The sequence below is a fragment of the Kitasatospora sp. NBC_00315 genome, assembly GCF_041435095.1.
Taxonomy (GTDB): Bacteria; Actinomycetota; Actinomycetes; order Streptomycetales; family Streptomycetaceae; genus Kitasatospora.
In genome coordinates, this window is record NZ_CP108025.1 from 7,108,171 (window position 1) to 7,125,152 (window position 16,982).

At 74.0% G+C, this 16,982-nt stretch carries 14 protein-coding genes and 2 pseudogenes; 5 read left to right on the top strand and 11 right to left on the bottom strand.

Annotated features, from left to right (window positions below):
- Positions 1-88 precede the first annotated feature (88 nt).
- Entirely contained in the window at positions 89-1,549 is a 1,461-nt protein-coding gene (locus OG823_RS29910) for a DHA2 family efflux MFS transporter permease subunit (RefSeq protein WP_371483218.1), read from the bottom strand.
- 23 nt (positions 1,550-1,572) lie between these two features.
- Here OG823_RS29910 and OG823_RS29915 point away from each other — a divergent pair, with 23 nt between their 5' ends.
- The 3 genes from OG823_RS29915 (at position 1,573) to OG823_RS29925 (ending at position 4,072) form a co-directional block, all read left to right on the top strand.
- Entirely contained in the window at positions 1,573-2,070 is a 498-nt protein-coding gene (locus OG823_RS29915; protein WP_371484701.1) for a MarR family winged helix-turn-helix transcriptional regulator, read from the top strand.
- Positions 2,071-2,231: 161 nt separating this feature from the next.
- Entirely contained in the window at positions 2,232-3,245 is a 1,014-nt protein-coding gene (locus OG823_RS29920) for an ATP-binding cassette domain-containing protein (protein WP_371483219.1), read from the top strand.
- A complete protein-coding gene (locus OG823_RS29925; RefSeq protein WP_371483220.1) occupies positions 3,242-4,072 on the top strand; it encodes an ABC transporter permease in 831 nt (276 codons plus the stop codon). Before OG823_RS29920 ends, OG823_RS29925 begins: the two co-directional genes overlap by 4 nt.
- A 210-nt stretch (positions 4,073-4,282) precedes the next feature.
- Here the strand turns inward: OG823_RS29925 and OG823_RS29930 are convergent, their stop codons facing one another.
- From OG823_RS29930 to OG823_RS29970, 9 genes and pseudogenes are all read right to left on the bottom strand, one after another.
- Positions 4,283-5,239, bottom strand: coding sequence for an electron transfer flavoprotein subunit alpha/FixB family protein (locus tag OG823_RS29930; protein WP_371483221.1), 957 nt, complete (start codon positions 5,237-5,239; stop codon positions 4,283-4,285).
- A gap of 45 nt (positions 5,240-5,284) precedes the next feature.
- Positions 5,285-6,070, bottom strand: a complete 786-nt coding sequence (locus OG823_RS29935) for an electron transfer flavoprotein subunit beta (protein ID WP_371478010.1) — start codon at positions 6,068-6,070, stop codon at positions 5,285-5,287.
- 378 nt (positions 6,071-6,448) lie between these two features.
- A complete protein-coding gene (rpmG, locus tag OG823_RS29940) occupies positions 6,449-6,613 on the bottom strand; it encodes a 50S ribosomal protein L33 (RefSeq protein WP_371483222.1) in 165 nt (54 codons plus the stop codon).
- Between the two features lie 317 nt (positions 6,614-6,930).
- Entirely contained in the window at positions 6,931-7,644 is a 714-nt protein-coding gene (locus OG823_RS29945) for a YcnI family protein (RefSeq protein ID WP_371483223.1), read from the bottom strand.
- Between the two features lie 225 nt (positions 7,645-7,869).
- The gene (locus OG823_RS29950) at positions 7,870-8,655 is read right to left on the bottom strand and encodes a hypothetical protein (protein ID WP_371483224.1); all 786 of its coding nucleotides are present in this window, start codon (positions 8,653-8,655) and stop codon (positions 7,870-7,872) included.
- A gap of 175 nt (positions 8,656-8,830) precedes the next feature.
- A complete protein-coding gene (locus OG823_RS29955; RefSeq protein WP_371483225.1) occupies positions 8,831-10,690 on the bottom strand; it encodes a M1 family aminopeptidase in 1,860 nt (619 codons plus the stop codon).
- Positions 10,691-11,084: 394 nt separating this feature from the next.
- Positions 11,085-11,879: pseudogene (locus tag OG823_RS29960) on the bottom strand (putative Ig domain-containing protein); the annotation flags it as partial.
- A 132-nt stretch (positions 11,880-12,011) separates the two neighbouring features.
- Positions 12,012-12,686: pseudogene (locus OG823_RS29965) on the bottom strand (serine protease); the annotation flags it as partial.
- Positions 12,687-13,058: 372 nt separating this feature from the next.
- Entirely contained in the window at positions 13,059-14,240 is a 1,182-nt protein-coding gene (locus OG823_RS29970; protein WP_371483226.1) for a D-alanyl-D-alanine carboxypeptidase family protein, read from the bottom strand.
- A gap of 478 nt (positions 14,241-14,718) precedes the next feature.
- On the opposite strand from OG823_RS29970, the gene OG823_RS29975 reads away from it, so the two are divergent.
- Both OG823_RS29975 and OG823_RS29980 read left to right on the top strand, forming a co-directional pair.
- A complete protein-coding gene (locus tag OG823_RS29975; RefSeq protein ID WP_371483227.1) occupies positions 14,719-15,603 on the top strand; it encodes a GNAT family N-acetyltransferase in 885 nt (294 codons plus the stop codon).
- Complete coding sequence (locus OG823_RS29980) at positions 15,600-16,724, top strand: 1-acyl-sn-glycerol-3-phosphate acyltransferase (protein WP_371483228.1); 1,125 nt, start codon at positions 15,600-15,602, stop codon at positions 16,722-16,724. The genes OG823_RS29975 and OG823_RS29980 overlap by 4 nt, the downstream gene beginning before the upstream one ends.
- Here OG823_RS29980 and OG823_RS29985 read toward each other — a convergent pair.
- Positions 16,721-16,924: a substrate-binding domain-containing protein gene (locus OG823_RS29985; protein ID WP_371484702.1), complete on the bottom strand. Its 204-nt coding sequence runs from the start codon at positions 16,922-16,924 to the stop codon at positions 16,721-16,723. The two genes, OG823_RS29980 and OG823_RS29985, sit on opposite strands and share 4 nt — an antisense overlap.
- Positions 16,925-16,982 lie beyond the last annotated feature (58 nt).

Below are 16,982 nucleotides of genomic sequence, written 5' to 3' on the forward strand. Positions count from 1 at the left end.
AGCATGCCAGCGGTGCGGGTCCGGCCGCGAGCGTTTTCCGCCCGTGCCGCCCGTGCCGCCCGTGCCGCGGCGCGCCGCGGCACGCGGGTCAGACCTGCTGGGGCGAGGGCTCGCTGCCGACCGGGTCGGGGCGCGCTGCCGGGTCGCCCGGCCCGGCCGGGTCGCCGGCGTCCCGGCGGGTCCGGGCGTCGGGCATGGTGAAGGCGAACAGGCCGGCGGCGACCGCGATCGCGGCGAGTACCAGGTAGCCGTTGCGGTAGGCGTCGAGCGCCGGGTGGGCCCGTTCGGCGCCGGTGGACCCGAGCATCAGCACGGTCGTCACGACGGCCGGCGCGAGTGCCGCGCCGGTCTGCCGGACGACGGTGTTGAGGGTGGCCGCGTGGGCCACGTCGGCGCGGGCCACCGCCGTGAAGGAGGCCACGGTCGTGGGCATGAAGACGGCGCCCATGGCCAGGCCGAGCAGGAACATGTAGGCGCGGAAGGTCCACAGCCCGGTCTGCGCGTCCGTCCCGGCGAAGAGCAGCATGACCGCGGCCACCCCCAGCATCCCGGTGCCGATGATGACCCGGGGGCCGATCCTGGCGTAGACGACGCCGACCACCTGCATGGTGAGCAGCACGCCGAAGGCCTCGGTGAACGTGCTGCTGCCGCTGTCGAGCGCGCTCCCGCCGCGTGCCTCCTGGATGAGCAGGGGGCCCAGGTACATCGCGCCCATCATGGGGATGTGGCCGACCAGGCCGACCAGGTTGGTGTCGCGGAACAGCCGGTCGCCGAAGAGCCGCAGCCGCAGGATCGGCTCCGGTGCCCGCAGCATGGTGCGGACCGCCAGTCCGAGCAGGAGCGCGCCGCCCGCCAGCGATCCGAGCACCTGCGGCCGGGCCCAGCCGAGGTCAGGGCCCGCGCAGACCCCGTACATCAGGATCGCCGTGCCGCCGCCGCTGAGCAGCAGCCCCGGCAGGTCCAGCCGGCCGGCCCGGTGGTCGTGGTGCTCGGCGAGGAAGAGCAGTCCGAAGAGGATGGCGAGCGCGCCGACCGGCAGGTTGACGTAGAAGACCCAGCGCCAGGACAGGCTGGTCACCAGCACGCCGCCGAGCAGCGGCGCGAGGGCGGGGGCGATCTGCTGGGGGATGATCAGCAGCCGCGACAGCCGTACCTGCTCGGTCTGGTCGAAGGTGCGGAACAGCAGGGCCTGCGAGGTGGGGGTGAGCAGGCCGGCGGCGAGGCCCTGCAGGGCGCGGGCGGCGATCAGGGCGGTGAGGCCGGGCGCCGCGCCGCACAGGCCGGAGGCGAGGGTGAAGACCGTCAGGGAGAGCAGCAGCATGCTGCGCCCGCCGAAGCGCTCCACCAGCCAGGCGGAGGCGGGGATCATCATCGCCAGGCAGACCGGGTAGACCACCACGACGCTGTCCAGCGCGGCCGGGGTGAGGGCGAACTGACGGGCGATGCTGGGCAGCGCGACGGTGGTGATCGCACCGTCGACGATGCAGATGAAGGTGGTCGAGACGGTCATGATGGGCACCACGAGGCGCTGGCTGAGTCGGCTGCTCATAAATGCTGAGCATACTCACTATGATGATGCTCATAAAGCTCTGGGACGGGGAAACGACGGACATGGCACAGGTTCAGGACTTCGGCAGCAGCGACATCCTGGTGGACGAGCTGTTCGCCACCACCCACCGGCTGCGGATCTTCGTCGACGGGCGGCTGCGCGAGCACGGCGCCTCCGTGGCGCGGTTGCGGGCGATGCGGGTACTGGCCCGGGCCGGCGAGCCGTTGCGGATGCGCGACCTGAGCGATCTGCTCGGCAACGCCCCGCGGACCACCACCACCATCGTCGACAGCCTGGAGCGGGACGGGCTGGTCGAGCGGGTGCGGCACCCGGACGACCGCCGGTCCTTCCTGCTGACCCTGACCGAGCGCGGGGTGCGCTGCCACCGGGAGGCCGAGGAGTTGGACGGCGCGGCGCTCGCAGCGGCCACCGGCGCACTGAGCGCAGCCGAGCGCGACCAGTTGCGGACGCTGCTGGCCAGGATCCGGACGGCCGTCTCCGGCGACCGCCTGACCGCCTGACCGCCCGACCGCCCGACCGCCCGACCGCCCGACCAACCGCCCGGCCGCCCGGGGGAGACGGGGCCGTTCCGCGGCGGGAGCGGCGAGCGACGAGAATGGAGGCGGGTCCGTGCGACCCGCCCGGAGGGGACCGTCACTGTCACCGGAGTGAGGGACAGCCCATGGGACAGGCAGCCATCAGCGTCGTCGGACTCGGCAAGAGCTTCGGGTCGGTGACGGCCCTGGACGGGGTGGACTTCGAGGTGCGGCCCGGGACGGTCTTCGGCCTGCTCGGGCCGAACGGCGCCGGGAAGAGCACCGCGATCCGGATCCTGACGACCATCCTGCGGCCGAGCCGCGGCCACGCCGAGGTGCTCGGCCACGACGTGGTGCGCGAGGCCGCCACCGTCCGGCGGTCGATCGGCCTGGCCGGCCAGTACGCCGCCGTGGACCCGAATCTCACCGGCCGCGAGAATCTGCGGCTGATCGGCCGGCTGACCCGGATCGGCCGCACCCGGCTCCGCCCCCGCGCGGCGGAGCTGCTGGAGCGCTTCGACCTGAGCGCGGCCGCCGACCGCCCGGTGCGGACCTACTCGGGCGGAATGCGCAGACGGCTCGACGTCGCCGCCGCGCTCGTCCCCGAGCCGCCGGTGCTGTTCCTGGACGAGCCGACCACCGGTCTGGACCCGCAGAGCCGCAACGCCCTGTGGGGGCTGATCCGCGAGCTGGTGAACGACGGGACGACCGTCCTGCTCACCACCCAGTACCTGGAGGAGGCCGACCGGCTGGCCTCGCGGGTGGTGGTGGTCGACGAGGGACGGATCATCGTCGACGACACCCCGGCCGCTCTCAAGGCCCGGCTCGGCAACACCGTGATCGAGCTCGCGATGGGCGACGAGGACCGCGCCGCCCGGGCGGTCGCCGTCCTCACCGGGAGGCTGCCCGAACCGCCGGCGCGCGAGGGCCCGCTGCTCACGCTCGCCTCCCGGGACGGCTCCCGGCTGTTGCTGGAGGCCCTGCACCTGCTGGACGAGAGCGGCCTGGTGCCCCGGGCGGTCGCGGTCCGCGAATCCAGCCTCGACGACGTCTTCCTGGCCCTGACCGGCCACCGCACCGCGAGCGGCGGGCCCACCGCAGCAGGGCCGCCCGGCGAGGATCCCGGCGCGGACGGGGCCGCCCAGGCGGGTGCGTCATGACCGGTACCGCCGTCCCGCACGCGTTCGGCGCCGGGAGCCTCGCCTGGCGGCTCGGCCGGGGGCTCTCGGACGCCGTCCGGGACGGGCTCGCGGTGGCCTGGCGCAACCTGATCGCCCTGCGCCGGGTGCCCAGGCTGCTGGTCTTCTCCACGATCCAGCCCCTGGTCTTCGTCCTGATGTTCCGATACGTCTTCGGCGGGGTGGTCGGGCCCGCACTCGGCCCCGTCTCCTACGTCGACTTCCTGATCCCCGGCATCTTCGTGCAGACCGCCGTGTTCGGCTCCATGAACACCGCGATCGGCCTCGCGACCGACATGCAGACCGGCCTGATGGAGCGGTTCCGCTCGCTCCCGATGGCCCGCTCGGCGGTGCTGGTCGGCCGCACCACGGCGGATCTCGCGCGCAACGTGTTCGTGGTCGCGCTGATGACGGCGGTGGGATTCGCCCTCGGCTTCCGGATCCACGCGGGCGTGCCCGCCTTCCTGGGCGGCGTCCTGCTGGTGCTGGCCTTCGGGTTCGCGATGTCGTGGATCTTCGCGGTGGTGGGCATGGCGGTGGGCGACCCCGAGACCGCGCAGGCCGCCGCGTTCCCGGTGCTCGCGCCGCTGGTCTTCGCCTCCTCGGCGTTCGTCCCGGTCAGCACCATGCCTGGATGGCTGCAGGCGTTCGCCGGCCACCAGCCGGTCTCGAAAACCGCGCAGGCGGTGCGGGTCCTGGTGCTCGGCGGCCCGGCCACCACCGTGGTCTGGCAGGCGCTGGCCTGGGACGCCGGGATCGTCGCCGTCTTCGCCCCGCTCGGGGTGTGGTTCTACCGCCGGGCCGTGTAGGACGCCGGAGCGGGAACCGGTGGCCCTACGGCGGACGCGCCGCCCGCGCACGGTGGCACGCGGCGGCCGGGCCGGACGCTCCTGCATCCGAACGCTCCTGCAGCCGGATCCCCTGCAGCCGGATCCCCTGCACCCGGATCCCCTGCACCCGGACACGGCGAAGCCGGTCGATGGCGATCACCGACCGGCTCCGCCGTGCCGCACGACGGGTCAGTTCTGCGTGACCTCGGTGGTGAGTTGGGGGAGGACGGTGAAGAGGTCGCCGACGACGCCGTAGTCGACGAGTTCGAAGATGGGGGCTTCGGGGTCCTTGTTGACGGCGACGATGGTCTTGGAGGTCTGCATGCCGGCTCGGTGCTGGATGGCGCCGGAGATGCCGGCGGCGACGTAGAGCTGGGGGGAGACCTGCTTGCCGGTCTGGCCGACCTGGTTGCTGTGGGGGTACCAGCCGGCGTCGACGGCGGCGCGGGAGGCGCCGACGGCGGCGCCGAGGGCGTCGGCGAGGTCCTCGACGACGGTGAAGCCCTCGGCGGCGCCGACGCCGCGGCCGCCGGAGACGACGATGGCGGCCTCGGTCAGCTCGGGGCGTCCGGTGGCGACGCGGGGGGTGCGGGCGGTGACGGTGGCGGCGTTGCCGGTGAAGGCGACGGTGACGCTCTCCACGGTGCCGGCGGCGGGGGCGGGCTCGGGGGTGGTGGAGTTCGGCTTGACGGTGATGACCGGGGTGCCGTGGGTGACGGTGGAGCGGACCTGGAAGGAGGCGGCGAACACCGACTGGGTGGCGAGGGGGCCGTCGTCGCCGGCCTGCACGTCGACGGCGTCGGTGATGAGGCCCGAGCCCAGGCGCAGGGCGAGGCGGGCGGCGATCTCCTTGCCCTCGCCGGAGGAGGTGACCAGGACGGCGCCGGTGTCGGTGGCGCGGGCGATCTGGGTGAGGGCGTCGACCTTGGGGACGACGAGCTGGTCGGTGAACTCGGGGGCGTCGGCGACGTAGACCTTGGCGGCGCCGTACTCGGCGGCCTTGGCGGCGATGTCGGCGGCGCTCGCCGCGGCGCCCAGGATGACGGCGGCGGGCTCGCCGAGGCGGCGGGCGAGGGTCAGCAGTTCGAGGGCCGGCTTGCGGACCGCGCCGTCGGCGTGGTCCACGAGAACCAGGATCTCAGCCATGATTCGTTGCTCCTGATGGTTCGTGAAGTGGCGCTGGCGGCGGGGTCAGATGAACTTCTGGGCGGCGAGGTAGCCGGCGAGCTGTCGGCCGCCCTCGCCCTCGTCCTTGACGATGGTGCCGGCGGTGCGGGCCGGGCGGGCGGTGACGTCCTGGACGGTGGTCCAGGCGCCGGCCAGGCCGACCTGCTCGGCGTCGATGCCCAGGTCGTCGAGGTCGTAGGACTGCACGGGCTTCTTCTTGGCGGCCATGATGCCCTTGAAGGAGGGGTAGCGGGCCTCGCCGGACTGGTCGGTGACGGAGATGACGGCGGGCAGTTCGGCGCGCAGCTGCTCGGTGGCGCTGTCGCCGTCGCGGCGGCCGGTGACGGTGGTGCCCTGGACGGCGACCTCGGAGAGCAGGGTCAGCTGCGGCACGCCCAGGCGTTCGGCGAGCAGGGCGGGCAGGACGCCCATGGTGCCGTCGGTGGAGGCCATGCCGCCGACGACGAGGTCGTAGCCGCTCTTCTCCAGGGCCGCCGCGATGATCGCGGAGGTGCCGATCACGTCGGTGCCGTGGATGTCGTCGTCGTTGACGTGGACGGCCTTGTCGGCGCCCATCGACAGGGCCTTGCGCAGGGCGTCCTTCGCGTCGTCCGGGCCCACCGTCAGGACGGTCACCTCGGCGTCGCCGTGCGACTCGGCGATCCGCAGCGCCTGCTCGACGCCGTACTCGTCCAGCTCCGACAGGAGGCCGTCCACGCCCTCCCGGTCGGTGGTGTGGTCGTCCTCGAAGCGACGGTCACCGGTCGCGTCGGGCACGTACTTCACACAGACAACGATCCTCAAGCTCACGGCCTGTCTCCTGTACTCGTCTCGTCCGGCGTGGTCCGGCCGGCGGTCGCGGGCCAGGACGACGCGCCTGACCTGCTCGGCGCCCTGCTGGAGCGGGATGATGGCGGTGCGGTGACAACCACCGCTCGCGATCCGGACCAGAGGGAACTGAGTTCCCCTAATAGAGCACACTCGGTGCCGAATGGCCAGTATCGACATGGCCGCGACATGCCCGAAATTAGCAAAGGATCGGCGAACGAGCCTGTCGCCGGGAGGGATGGCAGGGTACTCAGTGTCCTCATTTGTGGGAACTGAGTGTCGCGAGGAGGTGTCGTCATGCCGTCGAGGGCCGCGACCGCCGGTGGTCGCGGCCCTCGACGGCATGGGGTGCCGCGCGGATCAGCGCTCCTCGCGGAAGGCCGTGTGCCGGCGGGCGGCGGGGTCGTACTTGCGCAGGACGAGGCGGTCGGCGTCGTTGCGCCGGTTCTTACGGGTGACGTAGGTGTAGCCCGTCCCGGCCGTGGAGCGGAGGCTGACGATCGGGCGGAGTTCACTGCGGGCCATGGCGGGTCCTCCTGGTGCGTCGGCGGAACACTATGGAACGGTTGTCGTTTTCATGTGCCGTCCACCGGCTGCAACGCCCCCGTGGGGAGCGGTATTCCGGCCCGCCCGGCTTCGGCGCCGGCCCCGCACCGCCCGGGGGCCCGCGAGCGGCCGCCGGCCCGGGCACTCACCAGGAGTGCCCGGGCCGGCGGCCGGTCAGGAGCCGAGGGGCCGAGCGGATCGCTGACCCTCGGCCGGGTCACGGACCCTCGGGCGGATCGCTGACCCTCGGCCGGGTCACGGACTCCGGAGTGGAGCACTGGCCCGACGGGTGGGGCTCAGGAGGGGGCGCCACCGCCCCGGCGGCGCAGCGCGAACAGGCCGAAGGCGACCCCGAGGACGCCGATCACGATGCCGACCACGCCCAGGGTGCGGGCGGTCGAGTCGGATCCGGGGGTGGTGGCACCGGCGGTGGTGGTGGCACCGGCCTTGGCGTCCTGGGCGGAGCCGGCCTTGCTGAGGACCAGGGTGGGTGCGGGGTGCTCGGGTTCGGGCTGCCCCTCCTTGCCGTCCTCGATCCAGCGGACGACGGTCCCGTCGTCGTAGGTCTGCAGGGCCTTGAAGACCAGCTTGTCGGTGTCGGTGGGCAGCGGGCCGAGCGAGATCCTGAACTCCTGGAACTGGCCGGGCGCGATCTTGGCGCTCGCGTCGGCGGTCCAGGTGATCTTCGAGACGGCATCGGTGATCTCGTCGCCGTCGTCGGTCTTGAGCGGGGTCGCGAGTTTGGCCTTCTCGACCGTCGCGGTCCAGCCGGGAAGCGGCTGCGTGCTGACCGAGGCGACGGGGTGGTCGGTGGGGAGGTTCACCTCGATCTTCGTGGTGGACGCGGTGTCCTTCTCGTCCGGGACGCGGAAGGACACCGCGGTGTAGTCGCCCTGCTGGGCGGTGCCGGGCTGCACGGTGACGTGCGCGAAGGCCGGTCCGGCCAGGGCGGTCAGGGCGGCGGTGAGCGCGGTGGTCGCGGCGAGGCGGCCGGCGGTGCGGTGGCGCATGGGTGGTGGTCTCCGTCCGGAGGCGGGCACGGTGGACAGCGCCAGGAGGGCACTCGCTCCGGGGCGCCGTCCATGACGGTGCCGGTCCGGGGGAGCGCCGTCCGTGGCTCGGTCGGTGCCTGGTCGATGGGGGCAGGGCGGGAGGGCGTCGCGGGACGCGGACCTCCCCGCCTCGTGCTCGTACGGCGCGGACGACCCGGCCACCGCGGCGGCGGCCCGATCGCGTCAGCGCGCGAACTCCGCCACCGGTGGACCACGGCGCACCACGCTGTGCCGCAGCACGGCCCCGGCCGGGGGCCGATGGCGGTTCCCCGGTGCCCGACGCGATCGTGGCCCGCCGCCCCCGGCGGCCCCTGCGCGGGTCAGGGCGGCGAGCAGGCGGAGCACCCGCCGCAACGGTGACACCCACGCCCGCGCCCTGGTCGCGCCCAGGCGGACCAGCCGCCAGAGCGCGGACTCGCCCCGCCACAGCCACCAGCCGGCGACCACGGTCGCGGCGAGGTGTCCCACCAGCATGCCCGGCGTCAGACCGAGCGACGGGGCGTGCCACCAGAGCGCCGCGTGCGCCGTCCCGGTGGCATGCGGGTGCAGCGCGGCAGCCGACCGTACGGCGGGCATCGCGGTCGTACCGCCCATCCCCGGCATGTCGTCCATCCCGGCCATCCCGGCCATCCCGGTCATGCCGCCGGCGCCGCTCGGGCCCCCGGTGGCCGCCGCGTTCGCGTGGGCGTGGGGCTGCCCGAGCTGGAAGAGCAGGTGGAGGCCCAGCTGACCGCCGGCGAGCCCGCCGAGGATCGCGGGCAGCGAGCGCTCGCGGCCCGCCCCCGCCACGGCGGCGCAGAAGGTGAGCAGCCAGCCGAGCAGCGCCGCCCCCAGGGGCACGCCGCCGCCGGAGGCGAGGAGGTGGCCCGCCGCGGCCAGCACGAAGCAGACCGTCGCGATCGGGAGGGCCCGGATGACGCGAAGGTCGAGCGCTGCGACGAGCGGTCGGCCGGACACGGGAGCAGGCATGGCGCCCCATCATGGCACCGTGCACCGCGCCCGGGGGCACAGGCGCCGAAACCGCCCATCCGCCCGCCCGTCGCTCGGCCGCCCGTGGCTTCCCACCCGCACGGTGGACGCGAGCGCCCCGCTCCGCACGCGGGGCGCGTGCGGAGCGGGGCGGGGGAGCGGGTGGCCGGCCGGATCAGCCGTCGATGCGGTGCTGGGTCCAGAACGACGTCAGGTCGGTGGTGGTGGCGGCCTGCGCCGCGGCCTTGAACTCGGCCGTGGTCGAGACGCCGTACCAGTGGGCCTGGGCGTAGTCGTGGAGCAGCTTGGTCATCGCTGTGTCGCCGATCAGACGCCGCAGGTCGTGCAGGGCGCACTTGCCGTAGCCGTAGACGACGGTGGAGTAGCGCGAGGAGTTGGCGTCCCAGTAGGCCATCGAGTTGGTGATCTTCTCGGCGGAGGAGGCCCAGGAGACGCTGCTCCAGCAGCCCGAGCCGGTCTTGCCCAGGGCGAGGTCGGTCGCGTAGTCGGTGAACGCCTCGTCCAGCCAGGGGCTGTTGTACTCGTCGTCACCGACGATCCCGTAGAACCACTGGTGGCCGATCTCGTGCGTCAGCGCGGTGGTGCTGACCAGGTCGAGGACGAAGCCCGGGTACTCCATGCCGCCGAACCAGAAGTTGTTGTCCAGGACGGCGTCCAACTCCGTGTACGGGTAGGCCCCGAAGCGCTGGGCGTGCGCGTCCACGGCCGACAGCGAGGTGCTCAGCATCGACTGCGAGTCGGCGGAGCCGATGCCGCTCACCGCGTAGACGTTGACCTTGACACCGGCCGGGGACGTGCCGGAGATCCGGGTGAACGGGCCCGCGCCCCAGGCGAAGTCGCGGACCTTGCTCGCCGTCGCCCGGGTGACGGTGCGCCCGGCCGCGCCCGGGGTGTCCACCGAGGTGCCGGTGGCCGGGACCAGCAGGCTGGTCGGGTGGTCCAGGGTCACGTCGAAGTCGGCGGCCAGCGAGTAGAACGACTCGCCGTTGTTGGTGTACGGGTCGAGATGCCAGCCGGCGGCGTCCCTGACCGCCAGCACCGGAAGGGCGTTGCCGATGAAGCTGAAGGCGCCGTCACGACCGAAGCGGTCGGCTCCGCTCGGCACGCTGATGCCGAGGTCGAAGCCGATCGTGCCGCTCTGCCCGGTGCCGAGCGCGGCGGGCAGCGTGACCTTGAGTGCGGTGCAGTTCACCGACAGGGCGCCCGCGGTGCCACCCGTCAGGTTGGTCACCGTGATCGGGGTGGTCGGGCAGCTGCCGTGGTAGTTGTCCCACAGCCGCAGGTACACCTCGCCGAGCGGGGTGGCCGAGGCGTTGGTGAAGCTCACGCTCTCGTGCCCGCTCCAGACGCCGCCCGAGGAGTCGGCGGTCAGGTTGACGGTGTAGCGGGGAGCGGCGGGCGTCCGGGTCGCGTCCGGCGGCGGGGGCGTGGTGCCGCCCCCGGCGGTGTTCAGCGCGACGTCGTCCAGGACGAAGCTGGTCTGCTGCCCCGAATCCTCGACGCCGGTGAAGGAGACGGCCACCGTCTGGCCGGCGAACGAGGAGACGTCGAACGACTTCTGCACGTATCCGGAGCCCGCGTCCAGGTTGCTGTAGGTCGCCAGCGTGCTGCTGCCGATCTTGGCGGTCAGCTTGTCGTAGGCGACCGAGCCGGACTCCGCGGTGTCGACGTGCAGCCAGAAGGAGAGGGTGGCCGAGGTGCAGCCGGCCGGCACCACGACGCTCTGCGAGAGCGTGTCGGTGTGCGTGGATCCGTAGCCGTCCAGCCAGGCGAAGGAGCTGCCGCCGTGGGCGCTCTGGCCGCCGCCGCTGGTGATCACGCCGCTCGACGCCGACCAGGGCGTGGCGCCGGATTCGAAGCCGCCGTTCGTGACCAGCTGGGCGGGCGTGCAGGTGGCGGCCACGGCGGGGGCCGCCGGTGCCGGGGTGGCCTGCGCGGGGGTGGCGAGGGCGGTGGTGCCGGCGGCCGCCAACAGCGCGGCCCCGGTGACGAAGTGGAGCAACCTGCTTCTCATCGGATCCTCTTGGGGGGACGGGAGCGCCCGTGGGGGACTCGACACCGCCGGGACGCCGCGTCCGCGAGGACGCGCCGAACCCGCGAGGAATCGGCGCGACGAGGGTGGAAGAGCCACTGTCCAACTCTTCCTGACGCAGCGTCACCGGATGGGTCGAGCGGCCGCAGGGGACGCTCCCCACTCCCGAGGCCATAGGAAGAGTGGCAGGAAAATCCGTTGAATTGAAGAGGGCATGCCACATTGTCGATGGCATCGAAGCCGCCCGGCCGTACTCGGTGCCACCGGCGCGGGGCAGCGGAAAGCCCGGGGCGGGCCCGGTGGTTGAACACCGGGGCCGCCCCGTGGGTCGATCGCCTCGGCCCGGCCGGGGGGTGGCCGGCCGGGCCGTGGTGGGTCAGCTGGTGGCGATGGAGGTGTCGTCGATCACGAAGCTGGTCTGGAGGGAGGCGTCCTCGGTGCCGTTGAACTTGAGGGTGACGCTCTGGCCGGCGTAGGCGGAGAGGTCGAAGGTGCGCAGCTGGTAGCCGGTTGCGGCGTTGGCGTTGGAGTAGGTGGTCAGCGCGGTGCCGTTGACGGTGACGGCGAGCTTGTCGTAGGCGGTGGTGCCGGTCTCGGCGGTGTCGATGTGGAGGTAGAAGCTGAGGGTGGCCTTGCAGCCGGCGGGGATGGTGACGGTCTGGGAGAGGCTGTCGGTGTGGGTGGAGCCGTAGCCGTTCAGCCAGGCCTTCCAGGAGCCGGCGTGGGCGGCCTCGCCGGTGCTGTTGTCGACGACGCCGCTGCTGGCGGTCCAGGGGCCGGCGGTGCCGGTCTCGAAGCCGGCGTTGCCGAGCAGCTGGGCCGGGGTGCAGGTGCCGCCGCCGCCGGTGCTGACCGTCCAGGTGAAGGAGGCTGCGCCGGTCTTGTTGGCGGCGTCCTTGGCGGTGACGGTGACGTTGTAGGTGCCCGCGGTGGTGGCGGTGCCGGTGATCTTGCCGGTGGAGCTGATCGACAGGCCGGTGGGCAGGCCGGTGGCGGTGAAGGTCAGCGGGGCGGTGCCGCCACTGGCCTGGATCTGCAGGTTGGCGGTGCCGTTCAGCGCGGTGGACTGGTTGCCCGGGCCGGTCACCGTGACGGCGCTGCCGGCCGGCTTGGTGAGGAGGCAGCCGCTGACGCTGAGGTCGATGGCGCGGCCGGTGCCCAGGCAGGTGGTGAACCAGTAGGTCTCCTCACCGTAGCTCTGGCCCTTGGTGACCGTGGTGGTGCCGTCGGCGGCGACCTCACAGGGGTTGTTCAGGGTGCACACCGCACCGTCGTCGTTCCCGGTGTTGTTGATGCCGACGATCCTGTTGGTCGCGGCGTCGACGATCGGCGAGCCGGAGGTGCCGTGCGTGGTGTTGCAGCCGGAGCTGTAGCGGATCGAGTCGTGCCAGGTCCACTGGTCCTCGCGCAGGGTGTCGACGAACCCGTTGACGGAGCAGTTCCAGACCTGCTTCCAGTACGAGGAGGGTATGAACATCGAGGAGCCGTCGGCCGGGTGGGTGTCACCGATCGTCAGCGCCGTCGTGGCGTACTTGGTGCTGATGGACGCGTAGGTGTCGGTCAGTTGGTAGAGCGCGACGTCGGTTCCCGTCATGGTCGCGTAGAGCACCTTGTCCGCCTGGACGGTGCCGAGCGAGGAGCCGGAGGGGCCGAGCAGCGTGCCGCTGCGGCTGGCCGTGGTGTTCTGGATGACCTGCCCCGCGGTCGGCATGGTCGGCAGGCAGTGCCCGTTGGTGAGCATCAGGGCCCGGTCGGTGTCGACCGAGGAGGGGTAACGAACCAGCGAGGCCGAGCAGTTGCTCAGGGCGATCGTACCCGTGAGATCGGCGGCCCGGACGGCCTGCGCCGGGGTGGCGACACAGGTCATGGCGCCCGCGACGACTGTTGCCGCGCCGAATGTGGCGGCAAGTCTCTTGAACATGGCTCTCCTTGTGGGGGAAGACGGGATGCGTGACCGGTTGGGGGCACCCCGCCGCATGAACCTGCCATGGCCACTTCAATCAGGTCAACCGTGCGAGCGGAAGTCGGGGTCGGGCCTCCGCGTCCGACGGCGCGTCCGAGGCCGCCCGGATCCCCGCCCGGACGGCCCGCTCGGATCCCCGCCCGGACGGCCCGCCGGGGCGTCGAACCGCCCCGGCGGCAGCGGTGGTTCGGCGCGGCGGTCGTGGTGGGGGGGCGTCGTCGGGGTGTGCTCGCGGCGCGGGGTGGGCGGCGGCGGGATCGGCGCGGTCGGGGCCGCGCAGGTGCCCCCGGGGAGCGGGGGAACGGTCGGACGCGGGCCGGACGGCACTCCTCCGGAGCAGATGGGGCGTCAAAAACGTTTCAAGGAAACGGACTCGCGGATTCCCGGTCAGAGGATCCGCGGAACCCCGCGGACGCGTCGGCGCCGGAGGGCCACCACGGCCGCGACGGCCAGTACCGGCAGCGCGAGGCCGGCCGCCCGTCCGGCGGTCAGCCAGGGCCGGCGGGACGGGGCCTGCGCCGGGCCCGCGGCGGTCGGCAGCGCCGCGGCGCCGGTGAGCGCGCCGACGGCGGCGGCCTCGCCCCGGGCGGCGAACCCCCAGTCGAGGAGCTGCCGGGTCTCCTCGTACACGGCGTTGGGCTTGCCGCTCCTGGGGTTGAGCAGGGCCACCGCCAGGGTGTGCCCGTCTCGGGAGGCCGCGCTGATGAGGGTGTTGCCGGCCTGCGCGGTGTAGCCGTTCTTGCCGGCGATCAGCCCCGGGTAGCGGGGGACGCCGCCGGTGCCGGCGAGCAGCCGGTTGGTGTTCTGGATCTGGAACGACGGCGCCGGCGTGCCCTTCGCGGTCCTGCCGCCGGGAAACGTGGCGACCCTGGTGGTGGAGTACCGCGCGAAGTCCGGGTTCGCCAGGGCGTCGCGCAGGATCAGGGTGAGGTCGTAGGCGGAGGAGACCTGCCCGGGCGCGTCGTAGCCGTCGGGGGACACCACATGCGTGTCCAGGGCGCCGAGCGCGGTGGCCCTCGCCTGCATCGCGCCGACGGCCGCGGGGACGCCGCCGCTCATCGCGGCCAGGGTGCGGACGGCGTCGTTCCCCGAGCGGAGGAACACCCCCAGCCACAGGTCGGAGACCTTGTAGGACTGGCCGGCCTGAATGCCGACCCGGCTGCTGCCCTCGCCGACGTCGCTGAGGTCGGCGGCTGAGACCCGGTGCACGGCGTCCGCCGACAGCCGGGGGAGCAGCGTGTCGGCGAACAGGGCCTTCAGGGTGCTGGCCGGCGGCAGCGGCCAGTGCGCGTTCTTCGCCGCCAGCACCTCGCCGGTGCCGAGGTCGGAGACCATCCAGGAGAGGGCCGACAGCTCGGGCGGGGCGCTCGCACCCGACGGCTCCGCCTGGACACCGGGCAGCGCCAGCCGCTCGCCGCCCGCGGCGGACATCCCCGGCGGCGGCTGAAGCGGCGGCAGATCCGCGGCGCGTGCGGGAGCGCCGGTGGCGGCGGACAGGACGGCGGCCACTGCGGCGGCGGCCACGCGGGGGCCCACCGGTGAGCGGTACGAGTGCGGGGAGCGGCCCATGGAGCCACCCTACGAACGGCCCCCCGCGTACGCAGGGCCCGCTGGGCCGGTCGGCCCAGCGCGGCCGCCGCGGCCGAGCACCGCCGCCCCGGGCCGTCGGCCGCCCCCGGGGCCGCGGCGGCGACCGGGCGTCGGCCAGGAGCCGTACCGGGGGCGGAGGTTGGGAGACCGCCAGGGCCCGGGAGCCGGGCGGTCGCGGGCCGCCGCCCCTGCCAGAGGACGGTGTCGTCCGGGTCAAGCCGTGCCCATCGCGAGATGACGAGCAGGTGGCCGCTCGTGCTCCGACGGCCGCTGCCGGGGCTCCGGCGAGCCCTTCAGCAGGTGCACATCCCCGCGTCTCCGAATGGCCACCTGGACGCCAGCCTGCTCGGCGAGACATACGGGTGCCACCCCACCCGCAGGAACAGTCGCCCGAACGGCGAGCCGGCACCTCGGTTGCACGCGCCCGCCTCCACGCTCGCGTACCCGGAGACTCACCATGACCACTGCGCCCGTCCTCACGCCGACCGTTGCCACGCCGACCGTCCCCGCCCCCCGTGCCGCGCCCGCCGCGCGGCTCGGGTCCGGCCCGGGCGCCGCACCCGCCACCGCGCCGCAGCGCGCCGCCGCGACGGCGGGCGGCTACTCCGTCCTGATGGCCCGCGACGAGGCCGATCTGCGGGCGGCCCAGCGGCTGCGGCACCTGGTCTTCGCGGGCGAGCTGGGAGCCGTCCTCGACACCCCGGTACCCGGTCTGGACGTCGACGCCTTCGACGAGCACTGCGAGCACCTGATCGTCCGGGAGGACGCCACCGGCGAGGTCGTCGGAACCTACCGGCTGCTCCCGCCCGAGCGCGCCGCGCGGGCCGGCCGGCTCTACTCCGACACCGAGTTCGACCTCTCCGCACTGGCCGCGCTGCGCGGCGGCCTGGTCGAGGTCGGCCGCTCCTGCATCCACCCCGACCACCGCGCCACCGGCGCCGTCATCAACCTGATGTGGGGCGGCCTCGCGCGCTACCTGGTCGAGTCCGGCAACCGGTGGATCGCGGGCTGCTGCTCGGTCCCGCTGGCCGACGGCGGGGCGACGGCGGCCGCGGTCTGGGACGCGGTGGCCGCCAAGCACCTCGCCCCCGAGGAGTACCGGGTCCGCCCGCTCCGCCCCTGGGACCCGGCCGGGATCGTCCGGCCGGCGGTCCGTACCGGTCTTCCGCCGCTGCTCCGCGGCTACCTGCGGCTCGGGGCCTGGGTCTGCGGCGCACCCGCCCTGGACCCGGCGTTCGGCGTCGCCGACCTGTACGTGCTGCTGTCGCTCGACCGCATCGACCCCCGCTACCTGCGCCACTTCCTCTCCGCCGGACCGGCGGCCGTCGCGGCAGCCGGATGAGCGGCTGGCTGCCGACCGCGCCGTGCACGCCCGAGACCTGCGTGACCGGGCCGGGGCCGACCGTCCCGGTACCGCGCCGGGTGCTGCGCTGCGCGGCGCTCGCCGCCGTGCTCGTCGGCGGCCTGCTCCTCGCGCCGCTGCTGCGGGACCGTCGCCCGCCGAGCACGACCTGCGGGCCGGCGGGGCGTCAGGGCGGGGCCGGGGTGCCGGCGCTGCCGGCGGAGCGGCTGATGCGCGGCTGGTGCCGGCTGCTGGTCGCCGCCGCCGGGGTACGGATCCGCACGGCCGGGCCGGCCGGCGCCAGGGGCCGGGCGTACGGCGGCGCGAGCGGTGGTGCCGCGGCCGGTGACGAGGCGGTCGGCGGCGGTGCGGTCGGCGGCGGTGCGCTGCTGGTGGCCAACCACGTGTCCTGGCTGGACATCCTGCTGATCCAGGCCGTCCGACCGGGCCGGATGCTGGCCAAGACGGAGGTCCGCGGCTGGCCGCTGATCGGCCGGCTGGCCGCCGGGATCGGCACCATCTTCATCGAGCGAGACCGCCTGCGGACGCTGCCGCGCACGGTCGAGGAGATCGCGGCGGCCCTGCGCCGCGGCGAGCACGTGGTGGTCTTCCCGGAGGGCAGCACCTGGTGCGGGCAGGGCGGCGGACGCTTCCGGCCCGCCGCCTTCCAGGCCGCCCTGGAGGCGGGCGCTCCCGTCCAGCCCGTGACGATCCGCTACCGCCTGGCCGGCGGCGAGCCGACCACCGCCCCCGCGTTCGTGGGCGAGGACGGGCTGCTCTCCTCCCTGTGGCGGGTGGTCACCGTCCGCGGTCTGGTCGGCGAGCTGACGCTGCTCCCCCGGATCCCGGCCGGCCGGCACCCGGAGCGCCGCTCGCTGGCCGGAGCCGCGCAGACCTCGGTCCAGGGCCACCGGGCACCGAGCGGCCCGCACCGCGTTCTGCCGGGCCCGCACCGCGTACCGGCCGGGCCGCCTCACGTACCGGCCGGTACGCCTCACGTACCGGCCGTTTCGGCCCACGTACCGGCCGGTACGGCCGGCGGGCAGCGCCGCACGGCCGGGGTGGGATCGAGGGTGGCCGCGACGGCGACCGGGAGAGGCGGTGCGGCGCCGCACGGCTAGGCGCTCGGTACCGGGCCCGTCGAGCCGCGGACGATGAGTTCGGTGGCGAGTTCGACGTGGAGGGCCTCGACCGCGTGGCCCTCCATCAGGCGCATCAGCAGGCTGACGGCCATCCTGCCGAGCTCTCCGAGCGGCTGGCGGACGGTGGTCAGCATCGGGACGGTGCTGCTGCTGAGGTGGACGTCGTCGAAGCCGGCGATCGAGAGATCCTCGGGGACCTGACGCCAACGGCGGCCCGCAGTACGGCGGGTGCGGCAC